This is a genomic window from Synechococcus sp. MVIR-18-1 (assembly GCF_014279835.1).
GTDB lineage: Bacteria > Cyanobacteriota > Cyanobacteriia > PCC-6307 > Cyanobiaceae > Synechococcus_C.
In genome coordinates this window covers 541984-564593 of sequence record NZ_CP047942.1, presented here as the reverse complement: position 1 = coordinate 564593, position 22610 = coordinate 541984, and the positions used below count along the sequence as shown (strand labels likewise).

Sequence of the window (22610 nt, the reverse complement as noted above, 5' to 3'; positions counted from 1 at the left end):
CCATCGATCAGGACTGCGAGCATGGCCGTAGATCCCACAGCTTCTGATGGTCAGCTCCTCCCCCAACGAGGCCTTTCAAGCTGCTGATTTAAAGACCCTTCGCGCCACTGTCGTCTCGGGTCAAACCCGACCGGAAGCTTGGCGGCGCTTGCAATTAAAACGTCTGAGCGACCTGCTTGATCGCCATGAATCAGACATTCTCCAAGCCCTTCGTATCGACCTCGCCAAGCCAGAGCTCGAGGGGATGTTTGAAATCGTGGCTTTGCTTCAAGAATTAAAAATCACCCGGCGGCGACTCAAGGCCTGGATGCGGCCTCGACACATCCCCGTGCCGATCATGCAACGGCCAGGGCGGGCCCAACTCATCCGAGAGCCCTTGGGCTGTGTGCTCGTGATCGGGCCGTGGAACTACCCCTTCATGCTCACGCTCCAGCCCCTGATTAGTGCCCTTGCGGCGGGAAACAGCGTTGTCTTGAAACCCTCGGAGCATGCCCCTGCCGCAGCAGCCCTGATCACGCGCCTCATCACAGAGGGATTCCCCAGTGATGTGGTGAGAGTGGTGAACGGGGATGGATCCACCGCGGCAGCTCTCGTGGACCTTGGCTTTGACCACATTTTCTTTACCGGTAGCGGAACGATTGGAGCCAAGGTGCTGGCCGGTGCCGCCCGTCACCTCACTCCTGTCACGCTGGAGCTTGGAGGCAAAAATCCTGCTGTCGTGCTCGATAGTGCCGACCTTGCCGTCACCGCCCGCCGCTTGATCTGGGGCAAGGGGATTAATGCAGGACAAACCTGCATCGCCCCTGACCACCTCCTGGTTCAAACCAGCATCCGAGATCGCCTCGTAAAGGCATTGAAAGAGGAGCGCCGCAATCTTTATGGAGATGAACCACTCGCTTCTGCTGATCTCAGCTCCTTAATCCACGATCGACATTTTCAACATCTTGAAGGCCTGCTAGCCACTGCTCGAGCCGAGGGACGGATCCTGTTTGGAGGCGAATGCTGCCGCCAACGCCGCAAGATCGCACCCACCCTGATTGAGGTCCAAAGCGATCAAGACCCCTTAATGGAAGCGGAAATCTTTGGCCCTTTATTGCCACTAATGACAGTGAAGACCTTGGATGAGGCCATCACACGCATCCAACAGCAAGACAAACCATTAGCCATTTATCTCTTTGGCGGGGATCACAACGACCAAAGCGCGGTTCTGAAGCGCACCAGTTCAGGTGGGGTTTGCTTCAACGACGTGGTGATGCAAAAGGGAGTTCCGGAATTGCCATTCGGTGGAGTGGGGCCCAGTGGTATGGGCAGCTATCAAGCAGAAGCCGGCTTTCAAACCTTCTCCCACGCACGTTCAGTGCTGAGCCGACCCTTTTTTCTCGACATTCGTCACCGCTACCCGCCCTACACGTTGAATCCTGCAATATTTCGCCGTTTTGTGGGCTGAACATCGCTCCAAATCAACCAATACAAATGAATTCGCGCGAGGGACTGGCGAGTTGGGCCAGACACCTTATCTTTCGCCCAGCACAGAAAGAAGCATGCGAAGCATTGTTGCCGCCGCCCTAACCCTGTCGGCATTGATGCCCCTTCAAGCGGGCGCGGCATCGATCACAGTCAAATCAGGAGACACCATCTCCGGGCTCGCTGATCGCTACGGCGTCTCGGTTGAACGCTTGATGAGAGCCAATGGAATCCGTAATTCCAACCATGTGGAAGTGGGGCAAACGTTGCGTTTGCCCAGTGGTGCCAGGGGCGTTGTCAGCGCTGGCCAAGGACGTCACACCGTAAAAGGGGGAGACACCCTCGGTGGAATTGCAGCTCGATATCGCGTCAGTTCAAGGGATCTGATCGCCATCAATAGCCTTCAAAGCGCCGATCATGTTGAGCTTGGCCAAACGTTGAAGCTGCCCACCACGGCCGTGCTTCCCAAACCAAAGCCAGTAGCGAAGGCCAAGCCCACGCCGATCAAAGCCAATCCAAGCGCCACCTCTCACACCGTGGCCAGAGGTCAGACCCTCACCCAGATCGCTCGCGCCTATGAGGTTCCCGTGGCCTCTCTAATTGATCTCAACACCATCAATGACCCCAACAAGGTGACGATTGGGACCAAGTTGATGCTGCGGGATACCAGTTCCACCGAATTGGTCAGCACATCGCTGCAAACCAGCAGCACACCAGAAGCAAAGCCCGTTCTCACTGCAACGGCGAGCCAACCGACCAAGACGGTTCAAACCAAGCCGGTTCAAACCAAGCCAGTTCAGGCCAAGCCGGTTCAGGTCAAAACGGCTGTCACGAAGACAGCTCCTAAAAAAGCGGCTCCAGCCAAGACAACTCCAACCCAAGCAGTGGCGGCCAAACCCGCGGCATGGCGCACGTACGGCCCACTTCAAGTGGACTGGAGCAACTGGCAATCCATGGGCGGCAGCATGGTGGCCCCAACCTTGAACAGCGAAGGCAAGCCTCTGTACGTCGCGGTGAACTGCTCCGCACGCAAAATCAATGTCACCAGTTCTGATGGTGCATGGAAAAGCTGGATCGCCCCGCAGACCAATTTTGAGAAGGACCTGGTGAAGGATCGCTGTATCAAAACCGCCTAAGCCAAGCTGATGCTTTGCAGAAGCCGCGGTCAAGCCGCGTAATGCAAAGGCCAAGGGGTATGCAGGAATTGTCTGCCGCTATCCCTTAACGACAAGCGTTGGGCTCCATCATTGCTCTCACGAATGAGCTCCTCTTGCACGAGTCTGCGCGCAAGCCAACCCCAACGCTCTTCGCTGCCATCAAGCTTCCGCAATCTTTCGGTCAAGCTGCGGATGTCTGCTCCCTGTCCGGCATCGATCACCTCCAGTAATTCTTGGGCACGATCTGACCAATCCTTGGCACGCACATCAGCCAGGCAACGATCACAGCGGCCGCAAGGAGATGTCAGCTCCCCCACCGAGAGAAGCAAAGCTTGCTCACGGCAACTCTCTCCCTCAGCAACGGCCTCCATCCGCCTCAATTGCTGCTGTGAAAACTCCACACGCCAAACGTCATCGTCGGACGCCTTGGCTTCAGCCGCGCGACGCAAGCTGGACTGCATCGCCCAGCCCAAGCTGGTTCGGTCTCCAGGCGAAAACAAGACAAGGCAATGGGCCGGTCTGCCATCGCGTCCAGCGCGACCTGATTCCTGGAGGTACCCCTCCGGGGTCGCAGGCAAATCCAAATGCAACACCAACCCCACGTCCGAGCGGTCAACGCCCATCCCGAACGCCACCGTGGCGACCAACACCGGCGCATCAGCTTCCAAGAAATGCCTTAGAGCCTCCTCACGGCGCTCCACCTCCAGTCCCGCGTGATAGGTAATCGCCGGAATTCCCTGGGATTGCAAGCGTTCTGCCCAGAGCTCCACAGAACGACGGGTCCTTGCATAGATCAAGGTGGCACCCCGTGACTGCTTCAGGGCCTCCAAAACATCAGGGAGTGGATCGCTCGGACGCCGCCGCATCGTGTAGTGGAGGTTGCTGCGTTGTGCCGACGACACCTGGATGAGCGGTTTGCATAACCCAAGCAAACGGAGAATGTCGGCACGCACCCTTGGGGCTGCAGTTGCACTCAAGGCAACGAGCGGAACACCCGGGCACAGGGCCCGAAGCTGACCAAGACGTCTGTAATCGGGCCGAAAATCATGACCCCAAGCGCTGATGCAATGGGCCTCATCCACGGCCAAAGCCACCAACTGCCCTTCCCTTGCATGCGCAGAGAGCATGTCCCTCGCCGCCTCACCTTGAAGACGCTCAGGGGCCAGGTAGAGAAGACGCAACGAGCCAGCGGATAACTGCTCCTGAATCAAGCGTCGTTGTTCAGGTTGAATCCCGCGGTGCAAACAGGCGGCAGCAATGCCTCGCCGCTGCAATTGCAACACCTGATCATCCATCAGAGCGACAAGTGGAGAAATCACCACGACCAACCCTTGTCGCACCAAGGCAGGGAGCTGAAAGCAGAGTGATTTACCGCCTCCTGTTGGCAGCACTGCTAAACAATCGCGGCCATTTAACAGGGCTTCGATCACCGGACGTTGCCCGGAACGAAAGGAGTCCCAGCCGTAATGCCTGTGGAGAGCTTTAAGGAGTGGATCCAACGCTCACCCTCACTCCACAGATAGTGCCTTCACCTTAACGAGCACTAGATCTAGGGGATCGCCGGAGGCTCCAGTTGGTCAGGAGCCTCCTCAACAAGTTGAAGTCTCACCTTTTTGCCCCCAGCAAGTTCCCCAAGCGACACCCGCATCGTGGCTCCACTCAAGGTTTGTAGCGCTGTTAAGACATCGCGTAAGTAAGGGGTGCTGCTTCCGCTTTCAACCCACAGCCGTTCATGCAGACCACCTAAGCGCCTCCAAGAGGTATGCAACTTGAGAACCGCGGCCTCAAGCGTCTGCGCCTGGCCTACGGCATCGGCGAGCAAGCCCAGAGCGTCGAGACGCTGAGCCTCCTGCATCGCTTTCTCCAGGTCGAGTTCCCCCTGTTGAAAAGCACGAACAGCAACACCTGATTCCGTGGCTTTGGTGATCCAGCGCGCCGTATGGGTCACATCCTTGATCCGATCGAGTTCCGGCTCATCGCGTAGGACCTTGCGGAAGTCTTCCTGCTGAAGCTCTGGAAGCTTTGACAATTCGCGTACGAGAGGCGCAACAACCTTGGATGGCAGCAAATTCTCTTGCGCCCTTTGACGGATTTCATCCGGAAGCAAGGGACTGGTTGCAGAGGTGAAATCATCCGTAAGCCTGCGCACCTGCTTGCGGGTGATTTCCTGCCCCTCGTTAGCAGCTTCCGCAATCATCACCTGCACTTCAGGAGCTGCCAAAGCGGTTTCAAGAAAAGCCCGTTTTGAAAACTGGTTCACGCTTGATGGTTCAAGCAAGCCGTCACCAACCAAACCTTGCTCCGATTCAGCTAACTGAATCAATCCATAGGCCCTGGTCTTACTAATTTCCCGTTCGCGAAGCCATTGCAAAAAGCCCGCACCGCGTCCTTCACCGCCGCGTTTTTCTCGATCGCGCACCGATTTCAGGATGCGACCACGCCAAATTTCGGTTTGTAGATCAAATTTGTCGCACACATCCCAAGCCTGCTCCAGACGAGCCAGGAATTCCATCGTGCTGATGTCATCCCGTTCTGGATCGGGAAGATCGAGATTGAACGCGGGTGCTTCGGGACTCTGGTTCGTCAAAGGCGGAGTTGAAGGGGTGGTGATGGATGCTGCCATGGCGCTGCTGCGATCTTGGCAAGGCGCGAACGACATTCTGTGACGCTCTCTCCATCTTGTGACCACGCAGCGATACTCTCGGATTGCATCAACGTTTCTGCGCAGCGATGGCTATTTCCCGCGGTGACAAGGTGCGCATTAAGCGCCCTGAGTCCTATTGGTTCAACGATGTCGGCACGGTGGCGTCCATCGACACCTCAGGTATTCGTTACCCGGTGGTCGTTCGCTTTGAAAAGGTGAACTACAACGGGATTTCCGGATCAGAAGGCGGAATCAACACCAATAATTTCGCTCAAGCGGAACTCGAGCCGGCCTGAGGCCGTTGCCCGAACTCCCAGAAGTTGAGACGGTTCGGCGTGGACTAGCGAATCGTCTCGATCAATTCGTCATCAGCGATCTTGAAGTGTGCCGGGACAGGGCGATTGCAAGTCCTGGCGGACCAGAGTGCTTTGAGTCAGGACTCGTCAATTGCCGCGTTGGCGATTGGACGAGAAGAGGAAAGTACCTCTACGCAGAACTGCATCGTCCTGGATTATCCAAACCAGATTCTCCTGAAGAGAACGCTGGATACTGGGGAGTCCACTTACGCATGACAGGCCAATTTCAGTGGATTGAGAACGACACTCCACCCTGCAAACACACACGGGTGCGCTTCTGGAATGCAAAGGGGCAAGAATTACGCTTCGTTGACCTCAGAAGCTTCGCAGAAATGTGGTGGGTCCCACCCAATATTGCAGTGGAGTCGATTATCACGGGCTTAAAAAAGTTGGGACCCGAACCCTTTAGCCAAGACTTCAAAACGCAATACTTACAAGAGCGATTCAAAGGATCCACACGCTCCATTAAAGCAGCGTTGTTGGATCAGTCCATCGTGGCAGGCACGGGCAACATCTATGCCGATGAAAGTTTGTTTGCTGCGGGCATTCGCCCGGAAACCGCAGCTGGCCAACTCAATCGCAAACAATTAGACAAACTCAGGGAATGCCTGATCAAGATCCTGGAGCTAAGTATTGGCGCCGGAGGAACCACGTTTAGTGATTTCAGGGATCTAGAAGGCGTGAATGGCAATTACGGAGGACAAGCGGCGGTTTATAGGCGAACAGGACAGCCGTGTCCAAGATGCGGGAAAGCAATCGAGCGAATCAAGCTGGCAGGACGCAGTACACACTGGTGCTCTAGCTGTCAGACATAGCCGTGCAATCTAATCACAAAAGAAGAAGGAAAAGCATGGAACAACACTACAAAAAGCCATAACCAGGCCAATAAAACAAGAACACTATATAACGATCACTAAATACACAAAATAACTACAAAAAGCCAGGTAAAGCGATAATAAATACATCAAATGCATCTCTACTCTGGAGTAAATGCCTCTGCCGTGGATTTGTTCAGGCAAAAGAACGAGAAGGAGCAATAGCCGAAATGCAATCACTCAAGCTCTTTAGCAAAGGCACTGGTTTCAAGGGAAGAGCGGCTTAACTTTGTTTGCATTCCTCACTCGCTCATCTCAAGATGGCCAACCTTTTCAGTGGTTTATAAGTAGCCATGGCAGGTGCTGGCACCAATGAATACCAAACTAACAAGACAATAAGCACAAAAAAAGCCACCCCTTCAAGGGATGGCTTTCTTCGTTTGGAATGTTTTTACCTGGCATCGAGCTATTTTCTCAGGGGGCTACCCCCCAAATATCGTCGCCGCTGCTGCGTTTCACAACCGAGTTCGAGATGGATCGGAGTGGTTCCACAGCGCTATGGACACCAGGATAGAAAATTCCCAAGGTTTGACCCCTGAGAACTGCATAGCGGCATCAACTCAACTTTCGTTTTATTGATGCAATCTGGATTAAATAAAGTCTTTAAAGGCAAGAACCAAGTGTTGGTCAAGCCCTCGGTCTATTAGTACTCCTCCGCTGCATCCATTACTGAACTTCGACGTAGAGCCTATCAACGGGTGTTCTTCCCGTGACCTTACTGGGTTACCCCATGGGAATACTCATCTTGAGGTGGGCTTCCCACTTAGATGCTTTCAGCGGTTATCCACTCCGCACATGGCTACCCAGCGTTTACCGTTGGCACGATAACTGGTACACCAGAGGTGCGTTCCTCCCGGTCCTCTCGTACTAGGGAGAAATCCTCTCAATATTCCTACGCATACACCGGATATGGACCGAACTGTCTCACGACGTTCTGAACCCAGCTCGCGTACCGCTTTAATGGGCGAACAGCCCAACCCTTGGGACCGACTTCAGCCCCAGGTTGCGATGAGCCGACATCGAGGTGCCAAACCTCCCCGTCGATGTGAACTCTTGGGGGAGATCAGCCTGTTATCCCTAGAGTAACTTTTATCCGTTGAGCGACGGCCCTTCCACTCAGAACCGTCGGATCACTAAAGCCGACTTTCGTCCCTGTTCGACTTGTAGGTCTCACAGTCAAGCTTCCTTCTGCTTTTGCACTCGTCGGCTGATTTCCAACCAGCCTGAGGAAACCTTTGCGCGCCTCCGTTACCTTTTAGGAGGCGACCGCCCCAGTCAAACTGCCCACCTGATACTGTCCGCTCCCCGGATAACGGGTGAACGTTAGAACCCTAGCTCTGAAAGAGTGGTATCTCACCATTGACTCCCTAGTACCCACGAGCACTAGATCAACGTCTCCCACCTATCCTGCGCATTCAGAGCCCGGGCACAATACCAAGCTACAGTAAAGCTTCATAGGGTCTTTCTGTCCGGGTGTATGTAGTCCGCATCTTCACAGACAATTCTATTTCGCCGAGCCTCTCTCCGAGACAGCGCCCTGATCGTTACGCCTTTCGTGCGGGTCGGAACTTACCCGACAAGGAATTTCGCTACCTTAGGACCGTTATAGTTACGGCCGCCGTTCACCGGGGCTTCAGTCGCCAGCTTCGCTTACGCTGACCGGCTTCCTTAACCTTCCGGCACTGGGCAGGCGTCAGCCCCCATACATCGTCTTGCGACTTAGCGGAGACCTGTGTTTTTGGTAAACAGTCGCCAGGGCCTCTTCACTGCGACCACATTGCTGTGGCACCCCTTCTCCCGAAGTTACGGGGCCATTTTGCCGAGTTCCTTAGAGAGAGTTACCTCGCGCACCTCGGTATTCTCTACCACCCCACCTGTGTCGGTTTCGGGTACTGGCAGTTATGCCTTAACGGGTATAGAGCTTTTCTTGGAAGCATGACATCACCAACTTCGCTGCCGTAGCAGCTCGTACTCACGCCTCAGCTCGGATCGTTTTCGCCGATCCTCAACGCCTCGAACGCTTGAACCAGTAACCAACATCTGGCTTGGCTAGCCTTCTCCGTCCCTCTTCCCAAAACATAACCGGTACAGGAATGTTGACCTGTTATCCATCGACTACGCCTTTCGGCCTCGCCTTAGGTCCAGACTAACCCTCCGCGGACGAGCCTGCCGGAGGAACCCTTAGGGTTTCGGTGCATGGGATTCTCACCCATGTTTTCGCTACTCAAGCCGACATTCTCACTTCTATGCAGTCCACGCCCGCTCACGCTAACGCTTCGCCCCACATAGAACGCTCCCCTACCATAAATCCGCAGCTTCGGTACAACACTTAGCCCCATTCATTTTCGGCGCAGGATCGCTCGACCAGTGAGCTATTACGCACTCCTTTGAGGATGGCTGCTTCTAGGCAAACCTCCTGGTTGTCTGGGCAATCCCACCTCCTTTATCACTTAGTGTTGATTTGGGGACCTTAGCTGGCGGTCTGGGCTGTTTCCCTCTCGACCATGGAGCTTATCCCCCACAGTCTGACTGCCTCGCTACACACAGGGTATTCAGAGTTCATCTCGATTTGGTACCGCTCTCGCAGCCCGCACCGAAATGGTGGCTTTACCCCCCTGCTGGAGCACGAGACGCTACGCCTCAACGTATTTCGGGGAGAACCAGCTAGCTCCGGGTTCGATTGGCATTTCACCCCTAACCACAGCTCATCCGCTGACTTTTCAACGTCAGTCGGTTCGGACCTCCACTTGGTATCACCCAAGCTTCATCCTGGCCATGGTTAGATCACCCGGGTTCGGGTCTATAAACACTGACAAACGCCCTATTCAGACTCGCTTTCGCTATGGCTCCACCATTTCCGGTTTAACCCGCCAGTGCCTATAAGTCGCCGGCTCATTCTTCAACAGGCACACGGTCACCCTATTAGTAGGGCTCCCATTGCTTGTAGGCTCACGGTTTCATGTTCTATTTCACTCCCCTCCCGGGGTTCTTTTCACCTTTCCCTCGCGGTACTGTTTCGCTATCGGTCACACAGGAGTACTTAGCCTTACGAGGTGGTCCTCGCTGATTCACACGGAATTCCACGTGCTCCGTGCTACTCGGGATACAGCTAGGTCAGTTCAGTTTTCGTGTACGGGGCTTTCACCTTCTATGGCGTGTCTTTCAAACACTTCCACTAACATTCCTGATCCACGTTGCTGTCCCACAACCCCAATGGTCGAAACCATTGGTTTAGGCTCTTCCCCGTTCGCTCGCCGCTACTTAGGGAGTCGTTTTTACTTTCCTTTCCTCCAGCTACTAAGATGTTTCAGTTCGCTGGGTTGGCTCGCGCCAGCCTATAGATTCAGCTGGCCGTTCTAAGGGTTGCCCCATTCGGAAATTCCCGGATCAAAGCGTGTTTCCAGCTCCCCGAGACTTATCGCAGGTAACCACGTCCTTCATCGCCTCTGTGTGCCAAGGTATCCGCCGTGAGCCCTTTGTAGCTTGACCAATGTATCTCCAACACGCTTGCTGTCGTTGAAACAGATTCTTCTAACTTCTACAAGTAGAAATTAAAATCAAACTCTCAAATGCTCGACACATTTGAAAGAACATGCTGGAGTCTCGGCTCTTGCTTAGAATTAACACCATCCCATCGTGAATTAACACTCAAGAATGATGCATCCATAAAGATGCTTTATTCTTTCCAGACTTACTATGCAGTTGTCAAGGTTCGGCCAGACATCAAAACAATGCATTGATCTCTCAATACATTGCATCGAGCCCAGCATCCTATCAATTAAACATCATGGAATCATTTCCATGCCTTAAAATGACAAGAAGCTAGGGTCATCTAGCGGACACATCTAAATCACAATCCATACGAGTTCATACTCCAGGCTTTGGAGATGGGGATTTTGGTAGTCAGTGGAGGTTAGGAGACTCGAACTCCTGACATCCTGCTTGCAAAGCAGGCGCTCTACCAACTGAGCTAAACCCCCTACACCGAATGGGCCATCCTGGACTTGAACCAGGGACCTCACCCTTATCAGGGGTGCGCTCTAACCACCTGAGCTAATGGCCCAGGAGTCTCATCCCTAATGGGTTGTGAACTAGACAAAGTTTAGGAACTAAAAATCTCCACTAAGCAGAGATCCATTGCTGGATTCTCTTAGCTTCAAAGTTGAGGTACCGATCGACCTAAGGTGACAGGATTTTGGCCTAAGAATAAATAAACTCAGACATCAAAATCGTTGTTTGTCTCCCTGTTAGGAGGTGATCCAGCCGCACCTTCCGGTACGGCTACCTTGTTACGACTTCACCCCAGTCATCAGCCCCACCTTCGACGTCCTCCTCCACAAGGGTTGGAGTAACGGCTTCGGGCGTGGCCAACTTCCATGGTGTGACGGGCGGTGTGTACAAGGCCCGGGAACGTATTCACCGCAGTATGCTGACCTGCGATTACTAGCGATTCCTCCTTCACGTAGGCGAGTTGCAGCCTACGATCTGAACTGAGCTACGGTTTATGGGATTTGCTTGTCCTCGCGAACTTGCTGCCCTTTGTCCGTAGCATTGTAGTACGTGTGTAGCCCAGGATGTAAGGGGCATGATGACTTGACGTCATCCACACCTTCCTCCGGTTTATCACCGGCGGTCTCTCTAGAGTGCCCAACTAAATGCTGGCAACTAAAGACGTGGGTTGCGCTCGTTGCGGGACTTAACCCAACATCTCACGACACGAGCTGACGACAGCCATGCACCACCTGTCACTGCGTTCCCGAAGGCACTCTCAAGTTTCCAAGAGATTCGCAGGATGTCAAACCCTGGTAAGGTTCTTCGCGTTGCATCGAATTAAACCACATACTCCACCGCTTGTGCGGGCCCCCGTCAATTCCTTTGAGTTTCACACTTGCGTGCGTACTCCCCAGGCGGAACACTTAACGCGTTGGCTACGACACCGGAGGGGTCGATTCCCCCGACACCTAGTGTTCATCGTTTACGGCCAGGACTACAGGGGTATCTAATCCCTTTCGCTCCCCTGGCTTTCGTCCATGAGCGTCAGTGATGGCCCAGCAGAGCGCCTTCGCCACTGGTGTTCTTCCCGATATCTACGCATTTCACCGCTACACCGGGAATTCCCTCTGCCCCTACCACACTCTAGCCCAACAGTTTCCACTGCCATGATGGAGTTAAGCTCCACTTTTTAACAGCAGACTTTTTGGGCCGCCTGCGGACGCTTTACGCCCAATAATTCCGGATAACGCTTGCCACTCCCGTATTACCGCGGCTGCTGGCACGGAATTAGCCGTGGCTTATTCATCAAGTACCGTCAGATCTTCTTCCTTGATAAAAGAGGTTTACAGCCCAGAGGCCTTCATCCCTCACGCGGCGTTGCTCCGTCAGGCTTTCGCCCATTGCGGAAAATTCCCCACTGCTGCCTCCCGTAGGAGTCTGGGCCGTGTCTCAGTCCCAGTGTGGCTGATCATCCTCTCAGACCAGCTACTGATCGATGCCTTGGTGAGCTCTTACCTCACCAACTAGCTAATCAGACGCGGGCTCATCCTCAGGCGAAATTCATTTCACCTCTCGGCATATGGGGTATTAGCGGCCGTTTCCGGCCGTTATCCCCCTCCTGAGGGCAGATTCCCACGCGTTACTCACCCGTCCGCCACTAACCCGAAGGTTCGTTCGACTTGCATGTGTTAAGCACGCCGCCAGCGTTCATCCTGAGCCAGGATCAAACTCTCCGTTGTAGATCAATCCCTTTTGGCTCTCACCTCAGATTGACTTGCTTCACCCACTCCACAGCACTGGCGTACTGCTTGCAGTTGTCGCACCCTTCCTCTGACAGAAGGATTCACAAGAGTGCAAATCTAGAATTTCTTCCTCGTTTGACTTTCCAGGATCTCAGATCCGGTCGTTGCTCCACATTGCGCACACCGACAACAAAAAGGTTCGTGAAAACCTTCAAGTTGTAAGCACAATGCTTCGACGCAACTAAAATTTTGTTGACGGGACCTCACACCTCTATCGCAATATCATTTAGCTCTCATTAAAACCTTGCGGTCCTAACTCAAACTAAACGCGATAAAAGCGTCAGTTCCTAAACTTTTCGGTTGTCCAGGTTCTAGCTTTGCGTCCCCTTTCAGAGACGGTCGGCCTGCGGTCTCGCGACCGCCTTTGAAACTTACAACATCGTGGGATCGCTCCCTCAATCTTGTAAGAACCCCCAGAACACTCCAAGCTTTCGCTCTTTACGTCCCGCGGCTGCGCGTCGGAGCAGTGCTCCCCTGCGCAGTCCAAAACCATAACCCAATCACCGCCCTTTTTGCAACTCTCACTCTTCCTTCCGCATCTCAAGACTTGCTTCCACTGGCCAAAGCAAGCTCCATCACTAAGTTTTGAGCAATGGTTGCAACAGCACCTTGGCCGAACGCTTCAGCCAACAGAACCAGCGGGTTCGTCCCAGCTCCAAAGAAGACCAGGTCGTTCAAAAGGCCAAAGAGCATTTCGAACGCACGCTGATTCCCATTGCAGGCAGCCTTGCGGGCAGCGTCGCTGCTCTGCAGCACCCCAGTGCCGACGAAGCTCTCAACTACGGCGAAATCTTCCTGCGCGACAACGTGCCAGTGATGGTCTACCTGTTGACGCAAAAACGGTTCAAGATCGTCAAACAGTTCCTGCAGATCTGCCTCGACCTCCAGAGCACCACTTATCAAACCCGTGGCGTGTTCCCAACCAGCTTTGTTGAGGAGAACGGAGAACTCATTGCCGATTACGGCCAACGTTCGATCGGAAGGATCACCTCTGTCGACGCCAGTCTCTGGTGGCCAGTCCTCTGCTCGATGTACGTCAAAGCCAGTGGAGACGAAGAATTTGGATCCACACCTGGCGTCCAACGAGGAGTCCAACTGTTGTTGGATCTCGTGCTTCACCCCACGTTTGAGGGCACACCGGTGCTGTTTGTGCCCGATTGTGCCTTCATGATCGATCGTCCTATGGACGTATGGGGTGCGCCCCTAGAAGTTGAAGTACTCCTGTATGCCTCCCTCCGTTGCTGCGCTCAGCTCATGGAGCTCGGCCGACGGAATCAAAACAGTCGCCTGCTCGACCAACGCTTGGTGCTTACGCGCCAGTGGATTCATGACCTCCGCAAGTTTCTGCTGAAGCACTACTGGGTGACCAGCAAGACGATGCAAGTTTTAAGGCGAAGACCCACAGAGCAATACGGCGACAATCAGCACCAAAACGAATTCAATGTGCAGCCCCAAGTGATCCCTGATTGGCTGCAGGACTGGCTCGAGAATCGCGGTGGCTATCTCATCGGCAACATCCGTACAGGCAGGCCCGATTTCCGTTTTTACAGTCTTGGCAACTCTCTTGGCTGCCTCTTCGGACTTCTCACAGCGCCACAACAACGAGCACTATTTCGCCTCACACTTCACAACCGCAATCATCTGATGGCCCAGATGCCGATGCGTATTTGCCATCCACCCATGGAAACCCTGGAGTGGCAAAACAAGACCGGATCGGACCCTAAGAACTGGCCGTGGAGCTACCACAATGGCGGCCATTGGCCGAGCCTTCTCTGGTATTTCGGGGCCTCGATCCTCCTCCATGAGCGACGTCACCCCAATGCAGACATCCTGCTGATGGGACAGATGAAGGCGATGCTTGAGGATTGTTACTGGAGCCAGCTCAACCAACTGCCAAGACAACAGTGGGCTGAATATTTCGACGGCCCCACAGGCACTTGGATGGGCCAGCAATCACGCACCTATCAGACTTGGACCATCGTTGGATTTCTTCTCCTCCATCACTTCCTTCGAGTCAATCCTGATGATGTAGAGATGCTCGACCTTGACGGAACACCGGGGTCTTAGAGCAACAGCTCAAAAACGCCGCACATTAAAAAACCCCCAGCGATGAGCTAGGGGTTTTTTTTGAGCTAATCGGTTCAGAACAAACCGAGAGTGAGTGACTTGTCGATAGGCATCGCAGCACCGATTCCCAAATAAATGGTGGTAGCTGTACCGAACAAGAACACTGCCATCGCGATAGGACGACGGAATGGGTTCTGAAACTTGTTGAAGCTCTCGATGAAGGGGATGAGCATCAAACCAAGGGGTACCAAGGTTTGCAATGCAATACCCAGAAGCTTGTTAGGAACAACCCTAAGGATCTGAAACACCGGGTACAGATACCACTCAGGAAGGATCTCCAGAGGAGTTGCAAAAGGATCAGCCTTGTCACCCAGCATGGCTGGATCCAAAACAGAGAGCCCAACGATGCAAGCGATGGTTCCAAGGATCACTACAGGAAAGATGTAGAGAAGATCGTTGGGCCATGCAGGCTCACCGTAATAGTTGTGGCCCATGCCTTTGGCGAGCTTGGCCCGCAGCTTGGGATCGGTGAGATCAGGCTTCTTGAGAATATGCATGGTGCGAAGCGGTAATGAACGAACGGTAAGTGGGAAAGTTCGAAACTTGAATCAGTGCGTAAAGCAACTGAAATGGATCACAAAGGACCAGAAATGCCCTGCTTACGGATCATCAAGAAGTGCATGAGCATGAAGACAGCAAGCAACCAAGGCATCACAAACGTGTGAAGGCTGTAGAAGCGAGTGAGTGTGGATTGACCAACGCTCTCACCACCACGCAGCAGTTCAACCATGAAGTCACCAACAACTGGAATGGCAGCAGGCACTCCAGAAACAATCTTGACGGCCCAATAGCCAACTTGATCCCAAGGGAGTGAATAGCCGGTGACACCGAAAGAAACGGTGATCACAGCCATCGTCACGCCGGTGACCCAAGTGAGCTCACGGGGACGTTTAAAGCCACCCGTGAGATACACGCGGAAGACGTGAAGAATCAGCATGAGCACCATCATCGAGGCGCTCCATCTGTGAACTGAACGAATGAGCCACCCGAAGCTCACATCTGTCATCAGGTACTGAACTGAGCTGTAAGCCTCAGCAACAGTGGGCTTGTAATAGAAAGTCATCGCGAACCCGGTCGCGAACTGAATCAAGAAACAAACAAGCGTGATGCCGCCCAGGCAATAAAAAATATTGACGTGGGGCGGAACGTACTTGGTGCTGAAATCATCAGCGATGTCCTGGATTTCAAGACGTTCCTGGAACCAGTCGTAGACAGGTGAGGAGTTCGCCATGCAAAGGTCGGTTTGGATTGCGGCAGTCTACCGATGACGCTCCAGCCGACGCGACAGAATGAAGCTGATGTTGCCGATTGTTAATTACATGAAAAAAGGCCTGCAGCAGCTGGCCTCCGGCTTGGCCGCCCTTTTGGTTTGCAGCCTCTTCATTCCAGCGCCTGCTCTGGCTCTCAACGACGCCCAGCAGTTGGTAGTTGAAACCTGGCGCCTGGTGAATCAGAGCTATGTCGACCCCTCGAGTTTCGACCGTATTCACTGGAAGCGTCTACGACAGAAGGCTCTCGAGCAAACGATCGAAACCAGCGAGCAGGCCTACAGCGCCATCGAGACCATGCTTGAGCCCCTCGATGATCCCTACACACGCTTATTGAGACCTGACGATTACTCCGTCATGAAGTCCAGCAACTCCGGAAGCCTGAGTGGCGTAGGACTTCAACTCGGCCATCACAACGATGAAGACTCAGTTGTTGTGATCGCTGCACTCGAGGGATCACCCGCCGCTGACGCTGGCGTGGTCAGCGGCGCCGCCCTGCTGGCGGTGAACGGAGAATCCACCGCTCTACTGGGACTTGAAACCACCGCAGCACGCTTGCGAGGGGATGTGGGAACGCAGGTTTTGCTGACCGTGCAACCCCCTAATGGAGAAACAGAAGAGCTTTCATTGGAACGGCGCAATGTTGACTTGCGCCCTGTTCGCACTCGGCGCCTTCGGAGTGATACGCATACCCTTGGCCACTTACGCATCACGCAGTTCAGCGAAGGCGTGCCGAAACAAGTGCAAGAAGCTTTGCAAGAACTCACCGATAAGGGAGTGGAAGGCGTGGTTCTTGATCTTCGAAACAACTCTGGGGGGCTCGTCAGCGGCGGACTCGCCGTTGCTGACGCCTTCCTGGACCAAGACCCCATCGTGGAAACACGCAATCGAGACGGGATTGCTGATCCCATTCAATCGAACCCAACCACGCTGTACGACGGTCCGATGGTGACCCTCGTTAATGCCGGCACCGCAAGTGCAAGCGAGATTCTTGCGGGGGCTCTACAAGACAACGATCGTTCGCTGCTGCTCGGCAGTGAAACCTTTGGCAAAGGGCTCATCCAGACCCTGACCAACCTGAGTGATGGAAGTGGTTTGGCCGTGACCGTGGCCGGCTATGTCACCCCAAGCGGACGTGACATTCAGGGGCAAGGAATTACACCAGATCGCTTGCTGGATCAGCCCGAGCCACTGAACCCCGGGGGCGAAGGAGACCGCTGGCTTACGGATGCAGCACGGGTACTGGAGGCCATCATCGATCGCAAGACCGCCGAATCTCTTCCAACAGCCGATGCCATTAATTCAGAGGAGATGGCAGAAACGGCATGAGCAGCCGCACCTATCACGACCCTCTTCATGGCGGCATCGCACTTCATTCAGACGACCCAGCTGAAGCGCTGGTGCTCGAGCTCGTTGACGCAGCCCCCTTCCAAAGGCTTCGGCGCATTCGTCAGCTCGGGCCTGCGTTTTTAACCTTTCACGGCGCTGAATCGAGCCGGTTCACCCACTCTCTTGGCGTTTTCCACATCGCGCGACAGGCCTTTCAGCGTCTGTTGGCCATGGATTCATCACTGGAACCTCATCGGGGAGTGCTCTATGCGGCAGCCCTGCTTCATGACTTGGGTCATGCGCCCCTGAGCCACACCGGGGAGGAAATGTTTGGTACTCACCATGAACGATGGTCCGCACGCATCGTTCGAGAGCACCCTTCGATCCGGGAGCCACTCGAACGATTCCAACCAGGAAGCTCAGAAGCTGTGGCTGCTCTCCTAGAACACGGCACCTCAGAGCGGAGAGTGATTAAAGACCTCGTTAGCAGCCAACTCGATTGCGACAGGCTCGATTACTTGCTGCGAGATAGCTACAGCACAGGGACGAGCTATGGCCAACTGGATTTAGGGAGAATTCTGGCCGCACTGACCCTGGCACCAGATGGAGAACTCGCGATTCATCCCAAGGGTCTAATGGCGGTTGAGCACTACCTCGTGGTGCGAAACCTGATGTACCGCAGTGTTTACAACCACCGTCTCAATGTGGTGTGCAATTGGCTGCTGGAGCAAATGATCCGCCTAGCCCGTGAGCTAGGCCCCGATCAGGTTTGGACAGATTCCACGATGCGCTGCTGGCTGTGGTCAGCCCATGAGCTCGACCTGGAGGCCTATTTGGCTAACGATGACCTGCGAACGGGCTATCACCTGTTGCGCTGGCGAGAGGAAGCCCCTCGCCCGCTCGCTGATCTCTGTGATCGGTTTCTCAACCGCCGACTCCTCAAAGCTCTCGATGTGGACAGCCTCTCCAAGGAGAAACAGCTCGAATGCTTGGCTCTCGCACGGGGATTGGCCGAAGCAAAGGGATTGGATCCGAGTTTGAGTTGCGGTCTACGCCATCAACAACTGCATGGATATCACCCCTATCGCGGGGGGCTGAGGCTCTGGAATGGCCAGCAACTTCAAGCACTCGAGCAAAGCTCAGCACTCGTTAAAAGCTTGAGCAAGCCTGTCAGCACCAGCTGGCTGATCTATCCAAAGCAAATCAGTCAGGAACTGAAACGAAAGGTGGGCCAATACCTGGCGCAGATTTAACGTCAATTTCCACTCTTGATCACGTCGGTGGCTTTGACCGAAGAGACCCTTCAAGCGGCATGCCATCGCCTGGTTCTGCCCACCAATCGGCACATCCCTTGGCAAGACACCCTGGAGGACCAACTCAATGGCCTTGAGGGCAAGGATCTCGAATTGGACAGCGGCGAGTGGTTACTCAATGGCCGGGTGCTTTCTGCCTTTCAAGCTCAACTAAAAGAACGCAGATGTCGATTGCTCTCGATCAAAAGCTGCAATCCCCTCACCGTGGTCAGCGCCAACGCCCTGGGCATTCCAGCTCAGCTCACCACCCCGCAGCTTGCTGATTCGCTTTCTAATCGCCCTGAAGAACAGCAGGCCCCAGCCCTATTGACGCATCGTGCAACCCTGCGATCGGGAGACCACCTCAAAGCACGCCACCACGTTTTGCTCATTGGCGATGTTAATCCTGGCGCCCAAATCAGTGCCGGGGGGAACGTTCTGATCTGGGGACGCCTTCGTGGCTGTGCCCATGCAGGAGTTGAAGGCGATCGAAATGCACGCATCACGGCATTACAACTCCGTCCCCTGCAGCTACGAATTGCGGATCTAGTAGCCAGGGGACCAGAGGAGAAACCCCAACCTGGACTTGCGGAGGAAGCCCGGATTGTGGATGGAGTGATTTCGATCGAGCCTGCTGATCCCCGCAGTGACTTGTCAATGCAAGAGCTTTCTGCCGATTCGAACAATCAAGAGCACTAGCCCTTAACCTGGCCAAATCCACCGCGACAACGTGACGTCAAATTCGCGAACAATCCTGATTTGCTCCGGCAAGGGTGGCGTCGGTAAGACCACCCTGACGGCCAACTTGGGAATTGCCCTGGCCCAGCGTGGGTCCAGCACCGTTGTCTTGGATGCCGACTTCGGTTTGAGGAACCTTGATTTGCTGCTAGGACTCGAAAATCGAATTGTCTATACAGCTCAAGAGGTTTTGGCCGAGACCTGCCGCTTGGACCAGGCCCTTGTGAAGCACAAGCAAGTTCCCAATCTGGCGTTGTTACCCGCTGGCAACCCGCGGATGCTCGAGTGGCTCAAACCAGAAGACATGCAGGCCATTGCCTCCATGCTTGAAAAACGTTTCGATTACGTGCTGATCGACTGCCCCGCAGGCATTGAAGACGGATTTAAGAACGCCGTTGCCGCAGCGCGTGAAGCGATTGTGATCACCACTCCTGAAGTGTCGGCTGTGCGTGATGCGGATCGCGTGATCGGATTGCTCAACACCCATGGGGTGAACCCAGTTCAGCTCGTTCTGAATCGGGTAAGGCCCAAAATGATGGCCAATCAAGAGATGTTGGCTGTGGATGACGTCACCGATATCCTGGCTCTCCCCTTGCTCGGATTAGTGCTGGAAGATGAGCAGGTGATCGTGAGCACCAATCGAGGTGAACCTCTCACCCTGAATGGAACAAAATCACCAGCAGCCAAGGCTTACGGCAATATCGCTGGCCGCCTTCAAGGAGAAGACATCCCATTGCTGGATCCTTCCAAGGAGCGTTCGGGCCTTCGGGCCACAGTGCGCCGCTTGATGCAAACGAAGATCTTCTGAACCGATGACTCTCCGTGACCTCGTCGACAAATTGCTGGGGCGGCAACCAGCAAGCGCCAGTACTGCTAGAGACAGGCTTCAACTCGTTCTGGCGCACGACCGCAGTGACCTGAGCCCTGAGCTTCTCGACCAAATGCGTCGTGAAATTTTTGAAGTAGTGGCTAAGTACGTTGACATTGATCTGGAGGAAGGCGATGTGAGCCTGGAAACCGAAGATCGTGTAACGGCCCTTGTTGCCAACTTGCCGTTTCGTCGACCGGTTGCATCAACCAATCCCAAATCTGATTAAAGGGGGAATGGTTCTGGAAGCAGTTCCAGAACCCATGGCTGAGCAAGCCTTCACCCCCGCAGAAATCACCGTGGTCCAACTCCTCCTGGAGGGGCTTAGCAATCGAGCTATTGCTTCCAGGCTGGTGGTGAGCATCCGCACGGTTGAAAGTCACATCAGCAACGCACTCGATAAAAGTGGTTGCCGGTCGCGACTTGAACTTTCAATGTGGTGGCTCCGCACCCATTCGGAGTCCACGAGAACGTGCAGCGGTAAACTCCCTTCAATGCCGGCTTAGCTCAGTGGTAGAGCAGCGCTTTTGTAAAGCGAAGGTCATCGGTTCAAATCCGTTAGCCGGCTTCAGAGAAGATCCATCCATCACGCTCAGCTCTGCAGCTCCACGGTGAGCTCAGCGGCTTGAACGACCTGTAAAAATCCAAATCCCAATGATGGCCAATAGCCATGGGAGCACGTCCAAACCAAGCCATGGCGTGAGCAATTGGACCACAGGTTCAAACAGCCAGTGAATGGCGGTTTGAAGCAAAATCAACGAAGCAATCAACCAGAGCATTCAGGAAGGCTCACTACTCCTGCTGGCATCACAGCGCCTCTGCGAAGCCAATGCCAGCCTTGAGGTCCTCGCCAAGCAATCACTGAACTCGCTTGACAGGACGGGGCAGTCCAAGGGATCGGTGAAAGCAATGGCAAATCTGGAAAGGCTCGAGCCGCCTCTATTTCAGTTCGACTCGAGGGCTCTCCCGACACATTGGCACTGGTCGTGGCAAGCGGACCGCTGCAACGCAGTAGATCCAACATGGCCTTGCAAGCTGGGATGCGCAAACCAAGGGTTGCCACTCCAGGATTGAGGACTTCTGCAACGGGACCAAAAGCTGGTAGCACCAGGGTGAGGGCCCCTGGCCAGTGCCGTTGGGCAAGGAAACTGGCATCAGCTCGAGCAGCTGGGGAGACATGACACAACAACCCTTCAACATCAGCACCCATCAGAATTAACGGCTTGTCTTGGGGCCGTTTTTTTAAGCGCCAAATTTGAGCCGCCTGCTCTGGCGCCGCAACCAGTGCTGGAAGGGTGTCTGTTGGGAGTAGGGCGGCGCCCCCAGCACGCAAATGCGCATTGATACCGTCGCGATCCAACAGATTGAGAGGGTTGATCGTCATCGTTCCTCCATCGACAGATCGGAAGTTATGGATTGGCAAGCTCGCTGAGCAAGAGCAAAGCGGGGAATGCCCTGAAGGTCATAACGGGCTTCTGGCCGTTCAAGACCTGCATCAGTGAGCAACTCCAGCACCATCGCACTCTGGTCGTGGTGGTGTTCCAAGAGAATCCAGCCGCCTGGCGCTAATGCTTTGCGGGCATCCCGAATGATCTGCCTACAGCAGTCGAGTCCATCACCACCGCCACACAGAGCCAGATGGGGCTCATGGTCTTTAACGACGGGCTCGAGTTCATCCATCACAGCCGTTGGGATGTAGGGCGGGTTACTCAGCACAAGGCCAAACTGTCCCCACCATGGTTTGAGCGGTTCCCACCAACTGCCGCGATGGAGTTGCCAACCACTGTTGCCAGCGAGGGCCATCAGATTGCGTTCAGCAAGAGCAAGCGCACTGGCACTGGAGTCCACGGCATGCCCCTGCCAGTGAGGGAGAACACGGGCAAGAGCCACCGCCAAAGCTCCAGAGCCCGTTCCCAAGTCGGCCCAGATCCCTTCCAGATGGCATGCATCCTCTGGCAAACACTGCAAAGCGAAGTCGATGAGCAGCTCAGTTTCTTGACGGGGGATCAAGGCGTCGGACGACACCTCCAGCTCAAAATCTCGCCATGGACAAAGGCCAACCAAGTGCTGAAGAGGAATGTGCTGATCGCAATGCCGAGTCCAAAGATCCGTGAGGTCGTGCAACGGGGCACTCAGTTCGATCTCAACATCTGGGCAAATTCGTAGTTTTTGAAGATCACCCCAAGAGCAATCTGCGGCCATCGAAAGCAGCCAATCCAAATCCACAGCGCGTCCACCCCGACGGATCAGCTCACGCCTCCACACCAGTAGATCTGTTCCCTTGCAGCGAATCACGCCCATGGGATCAGATTAAACGGACCGCCAACGCAAACCAGGCTTGGGCTCGATGACACCCTCGAGCTCAAGCTGCAACAACTCATGGGCCACCTGCGTTGGACTGCAGCTCAGTGCTGCAGACAGCTGTTCAAGCGTGAGCCCTTCATCAACGCAACGCAGAAGTGAAGGATTCCGCTCTGCTGAAGACCGGGATCGGTCCAATGGCATCGACGCAGACCTCGCGGCGGCAAGCGGTCCTGGTCCAAGGGCAGCCAGCAATGACTCAGGCGATAACAAAGGCGTTGCCCCCTCCTGCAACAAAGCATTGCTGCCCTCACAAGACCAACGCAGCGCATCCCCTGGAACCAAGCACTTGCAGTAACACACAGGGTTTTACAAGGTTAGAACTGGACTTACTCT

General features: G+C 54.5%; 19 protein-coding genes, 3 tRNA genes and 3 rRNA genes. 12 read left to right on the top strand and 13 right to left on the bottom strand.

What is annotated here, in order from left to right; translation table 11 throughout:
• Positions 1-46: 46 nt before the first annotated feature.
• Both SynMVIR181_RS03025 and SynMVIR181_RS03020 read left to right on the top strand, forming a co-directional pair.
• Positions 47-1447 (top strand): aldehyde dehydrogenase family protein, encoded by a 1401-nt coding sequence (locus SynMVIR181_RS03025; RefSeq protein ID WP_186589937.1) that lies wholly within the window; start codon positions 47-49, stop codon positions 1445-1447.
• A gap of 94 nt (positions 1448-1541) precedes the next feature.
• Positions 1542-2600, top strand: a complete 1059-nt coding sequence (locus SynMVIR181_RS03020) for a LysM peptidoglycan-binding domain-containing protein (RefSeq protein ID WP_186589936.1) — start codon at positions 1542-1544, stop codon at positions 2598-2600.
• Between the two features lie 29 nt (positions 2601-2629).
• Here the strand turns inward: SynMVIR181_RS03020 and SynMVIR181_RS03015 are convergent, their stop codons facing one another.
• Positions 2630-4120: an ATP-dependent DNA helicase RecQ gene (locus SynMVIR181_RS03015; protein WP_186589935.1), complete on the bottom strand. Its 1491-nt coding sequence runs from the start codon at positions 4118-4120 to the stop codon at positions 2630-2632.
• A gap of 50 nt (positions 4121-4170) precedes the next feature.
• Positions 4171-5133 (bottom strand): hypothetical protein, encoded by a 963-nt coding sequence (locus SynMVIR181_RS03010; RefSeq protein WP_255444491.1) that lies wholly within the window; start codon positions 5131-5133, stop codon positions 4171-4173.
• A gap of 218 nt (positions 5134-5351) precedes the next feature.
• On the opposite strand from SynMVIR181_RS03010, the gene SynMVIR181_RS03005 reads away from it, so the two are divergent.
• The gene (locus SynMVIR181_RS03005; RefSeq protein WP_186524667.1) at positions 5352-5561 is read left to right on the top strand and encodes a photosystem I reaction center subunit IV; all 210 of its coding nucleotides are present in this window, start codon (positions 5352-5354) and stop codon (positions 5559-5561) included.
• Positions 5562-5566: 5 nt separating this feature from the next.
• Complete coding sequence (locus SynMVIR181_RS03000) at positions 5567-6436, top strand: DNA-formamidopyrimidine glycosylase (RefSeq protein ID WP_186589934.1); 870 nt, start codon at positions 5567-5569, stop codon at positions 6434-6436.
• Positions 6437-6889: 453 nt separating this feature from the next.
• Here SynMVIR181_RS03000 and rrf read toward each other — a convergent pair.
• The 5 genes from rrf to SynMVIR181_RS02975 form a co-directional block, all read right to left on the bottom strand.
• Positions 6890-7006, bottom strand: a 5S ribosomal RNA gene (rrf, locus tag SynMVIR181_RS02995).
• Positions 7007-7119: 113 nt separating this feature from the next.
• Positions 7120-9985 (bottom strand): 23S ribosomal RNA (locus tag SynMVIR181_RS02990).
• 418 nt (positions 9986-10403) lie between these two features.
• A tRNA-Ala gene (locus tag SynMVIR181_RS02985) sits at positions 10404-10476 on the bottom strand.
• Positions 10477-10485: 9 nt separating this feature from the next.
• A tRNA-Ile gene (locus tag SynMVIR181_RS02980) sits at positions 10486-10559 on the bottom strand.
• A 184-nt stretch (positions 10560-10743) separates the two neighbouring features.
• Positions 10744-12228 (bottom strand): 16S ribosomal RNA (locus SynMVIR181_RS02975).
• Together the 16S, 23S and 5S rRNA genes with 2 tRNA genes alongside form the textbook arrangement of a ribosomal RNA operon.
• Before the next feature lie 672 nt (positions 12229-12900).
• Between SynMVIR181_RS02975 and SynMVIR181_RS02970 the strand changes: the two genes are divergently transcribed.
• Positions 12901-14358, top strand: coding sequence for a glycoside hydrolase 100 family protein (locus tag SynMVIR181_RS02970; protein ID WP_186590461.1), 1458 nt, complete (start codon positions 12901-12903; stop codon positions 14356-14358).
• Positions 14359-14432: 74 nt separating this feature from the next.
• On the opposite strand, the gene petD is transcribed toward SynMVIR181_RS02970, so the two are convergent.
• Entirely contained in the window at positions 14433-14915 is a 483-nt protein-coding gene (gene petD, locus SynMVIR181_RS02965) for a cytochrome b6-f complex subunit IV (protein ID WP_006854933.1), read from the bottom strand.
• A 77-nt stretch (positions 14916-14992) separates the two neighbouring features.
• A complete protein-coding gene (gene petB, locus SynMVIR181_RS02960; RefSeq protein ID WP_006854932.1) occupies positions 14993-15649 on the bottom strand; it encodes a cytochrome b6 in 657 nt (218 codons plus the stop codon).
• 67 nt (positions 15650-15716) lie between these two features.
• Here petB and ctpZ point away from each other — a divergent pair, with 67 nt between their 5' ends.
• From ctpZ to SynMVIR181_RS02925, 7 genes are all read left to right on the top strand, one after another.
• Positions 15717-17015: a carboxyl-terminal processing protease CtpZ gene (gene ctpZ, locus SynMVIR181_RS02955; RefSeq protein ID WP_255444392.1), complete on the top strand. Its 1299-nt coding sequence runs from the start codon at positions 15717-15719 to the stop codon at positions 17013-17015.
• Positions 17012-18268: an HD domain-containing protein gene (locus tag SynMVIR181_RS02950; RefSeq protein ID WP_186524663.1), complete on the top strand. Its 1257-nt coding sequence runs from the start codon at positions 17012-17014 to the stop codon at positions 18266-18268. The genes ctpZ and SynMVIR181_RS02950 overlap by 4 nt, the downstream gene beginning before the upstream one ends.
• A 27-nt stretch (positions 18269-18295) precedes the next feature.
• Entirely contained in the window at positions 18296-19006 is a 711-nt protein-coding gene (gene minC / locus SynMVIR181_RS02945; protein ID WP_255444391.1) for a septum site-determining protein MinC, read from the top strand.
• A gap of 31 nt (positions 19007-19037) precedes the next feature.
• A complete protein-coding gene (minD, locus tag SynMVIR181_RS02940) occupies positions 19038-19853 on the top strand; it encodes a septum site-determining protein MinD (RefSeq protein ID WP_186524661.1) in 816 nt (271 codons plus the stop codon).
• A gap of 4 nt (positions 19854-19857) precedes the next feature.
• Entirely contained in the window at positions 19858-20142 is a 285-nt protein-coding gene (minE, locus tag SynMVIR181_RS02935) for a cell division topological specificity factor MinE (protein WP_186524660.1), read from the top strand.
• 7 nt (positions 20143-20149) lie between these two features.
• Positions 20150-20419, top strand: a complete 270-nt coding sequence (locus tag SynMVIR181_RS02930; RefSeq protein ID WP_186524659.1) for a response regulator transcription factor — start codon at positions 20150-20152, stop codon at positions 20417-20419.
• Positions 20410-20481: transfer RNA gene (locus tag SynMVIR181_RS02925), tRNA-Thr, on the top strand. The genes SynMVIR181_RS02930 and SynMVIR181_RS02925 overlap by 10 nt, the downstream gene beginning before the upstream one ends.
• Before the next feature lie 49 nt (positions 20482-20530).
• Here the strand turns inward: SynMVIR181_RS02925 and SynMVIR181_RS02920 are convergent.
• From SynMVIR181_RS02920 to SynMVIR181_RS02905, 4 genes are read right to left on the bottom strand one after another with little or no spacing between them, the layout of a single operon-like run.
• Positions 20531-20692, bottom strand: a complete 162-nt coding sequence (locus SynMVIR181_RS02920; RefSeq protein WP_186589933.1) for a hypothetical protein — start codon at positions 20690-20692, stop codon at positions 20531-20533.
• Positions 20680-21297: an L-threonylcarbamoyladenylate synthase gene (locus SynMVIR181_RS02915; protein ID WP_186589932.1), complete on the bottom strand. Its 618-nt coding sequence runs from the start codon at positions 21295-21297 to the stop codon at positions 20680-20682. The genes SynMVIR181_RS02920 and SynMVIR181_RS02915 overlap by 13 nt, the downstream gene beginning before the upstream one ends.
• A complete protein-coding gene (gene prmC, locus SynMVIR181_RS02910) occupies positions 21294-22214 on the bottom strand; it encodes a peptide chain release factor N(5)-glutamine methyltransferase (RefSeq protein WP_186589931.1) in 921 nt (306 codons plus the stop codon). The genes SynMVIR181_RS02915 and prmC overlap by 4 nt, the downstream gene beginning before the upstream one ends.
• A 9-nt stretch (positions 22215-22223) precedes the next feature.
• Entirely contained in the window at positions 22224-22559 is a 336-nt protein-coding gene (locus SynMVIR181_RS02905; RefSeq protein ID WP_255444390.1) for a hypothetical protein, read from the bottom strand.
• Positions 22560-22610 lie beyond the last annotated feature (51 nt).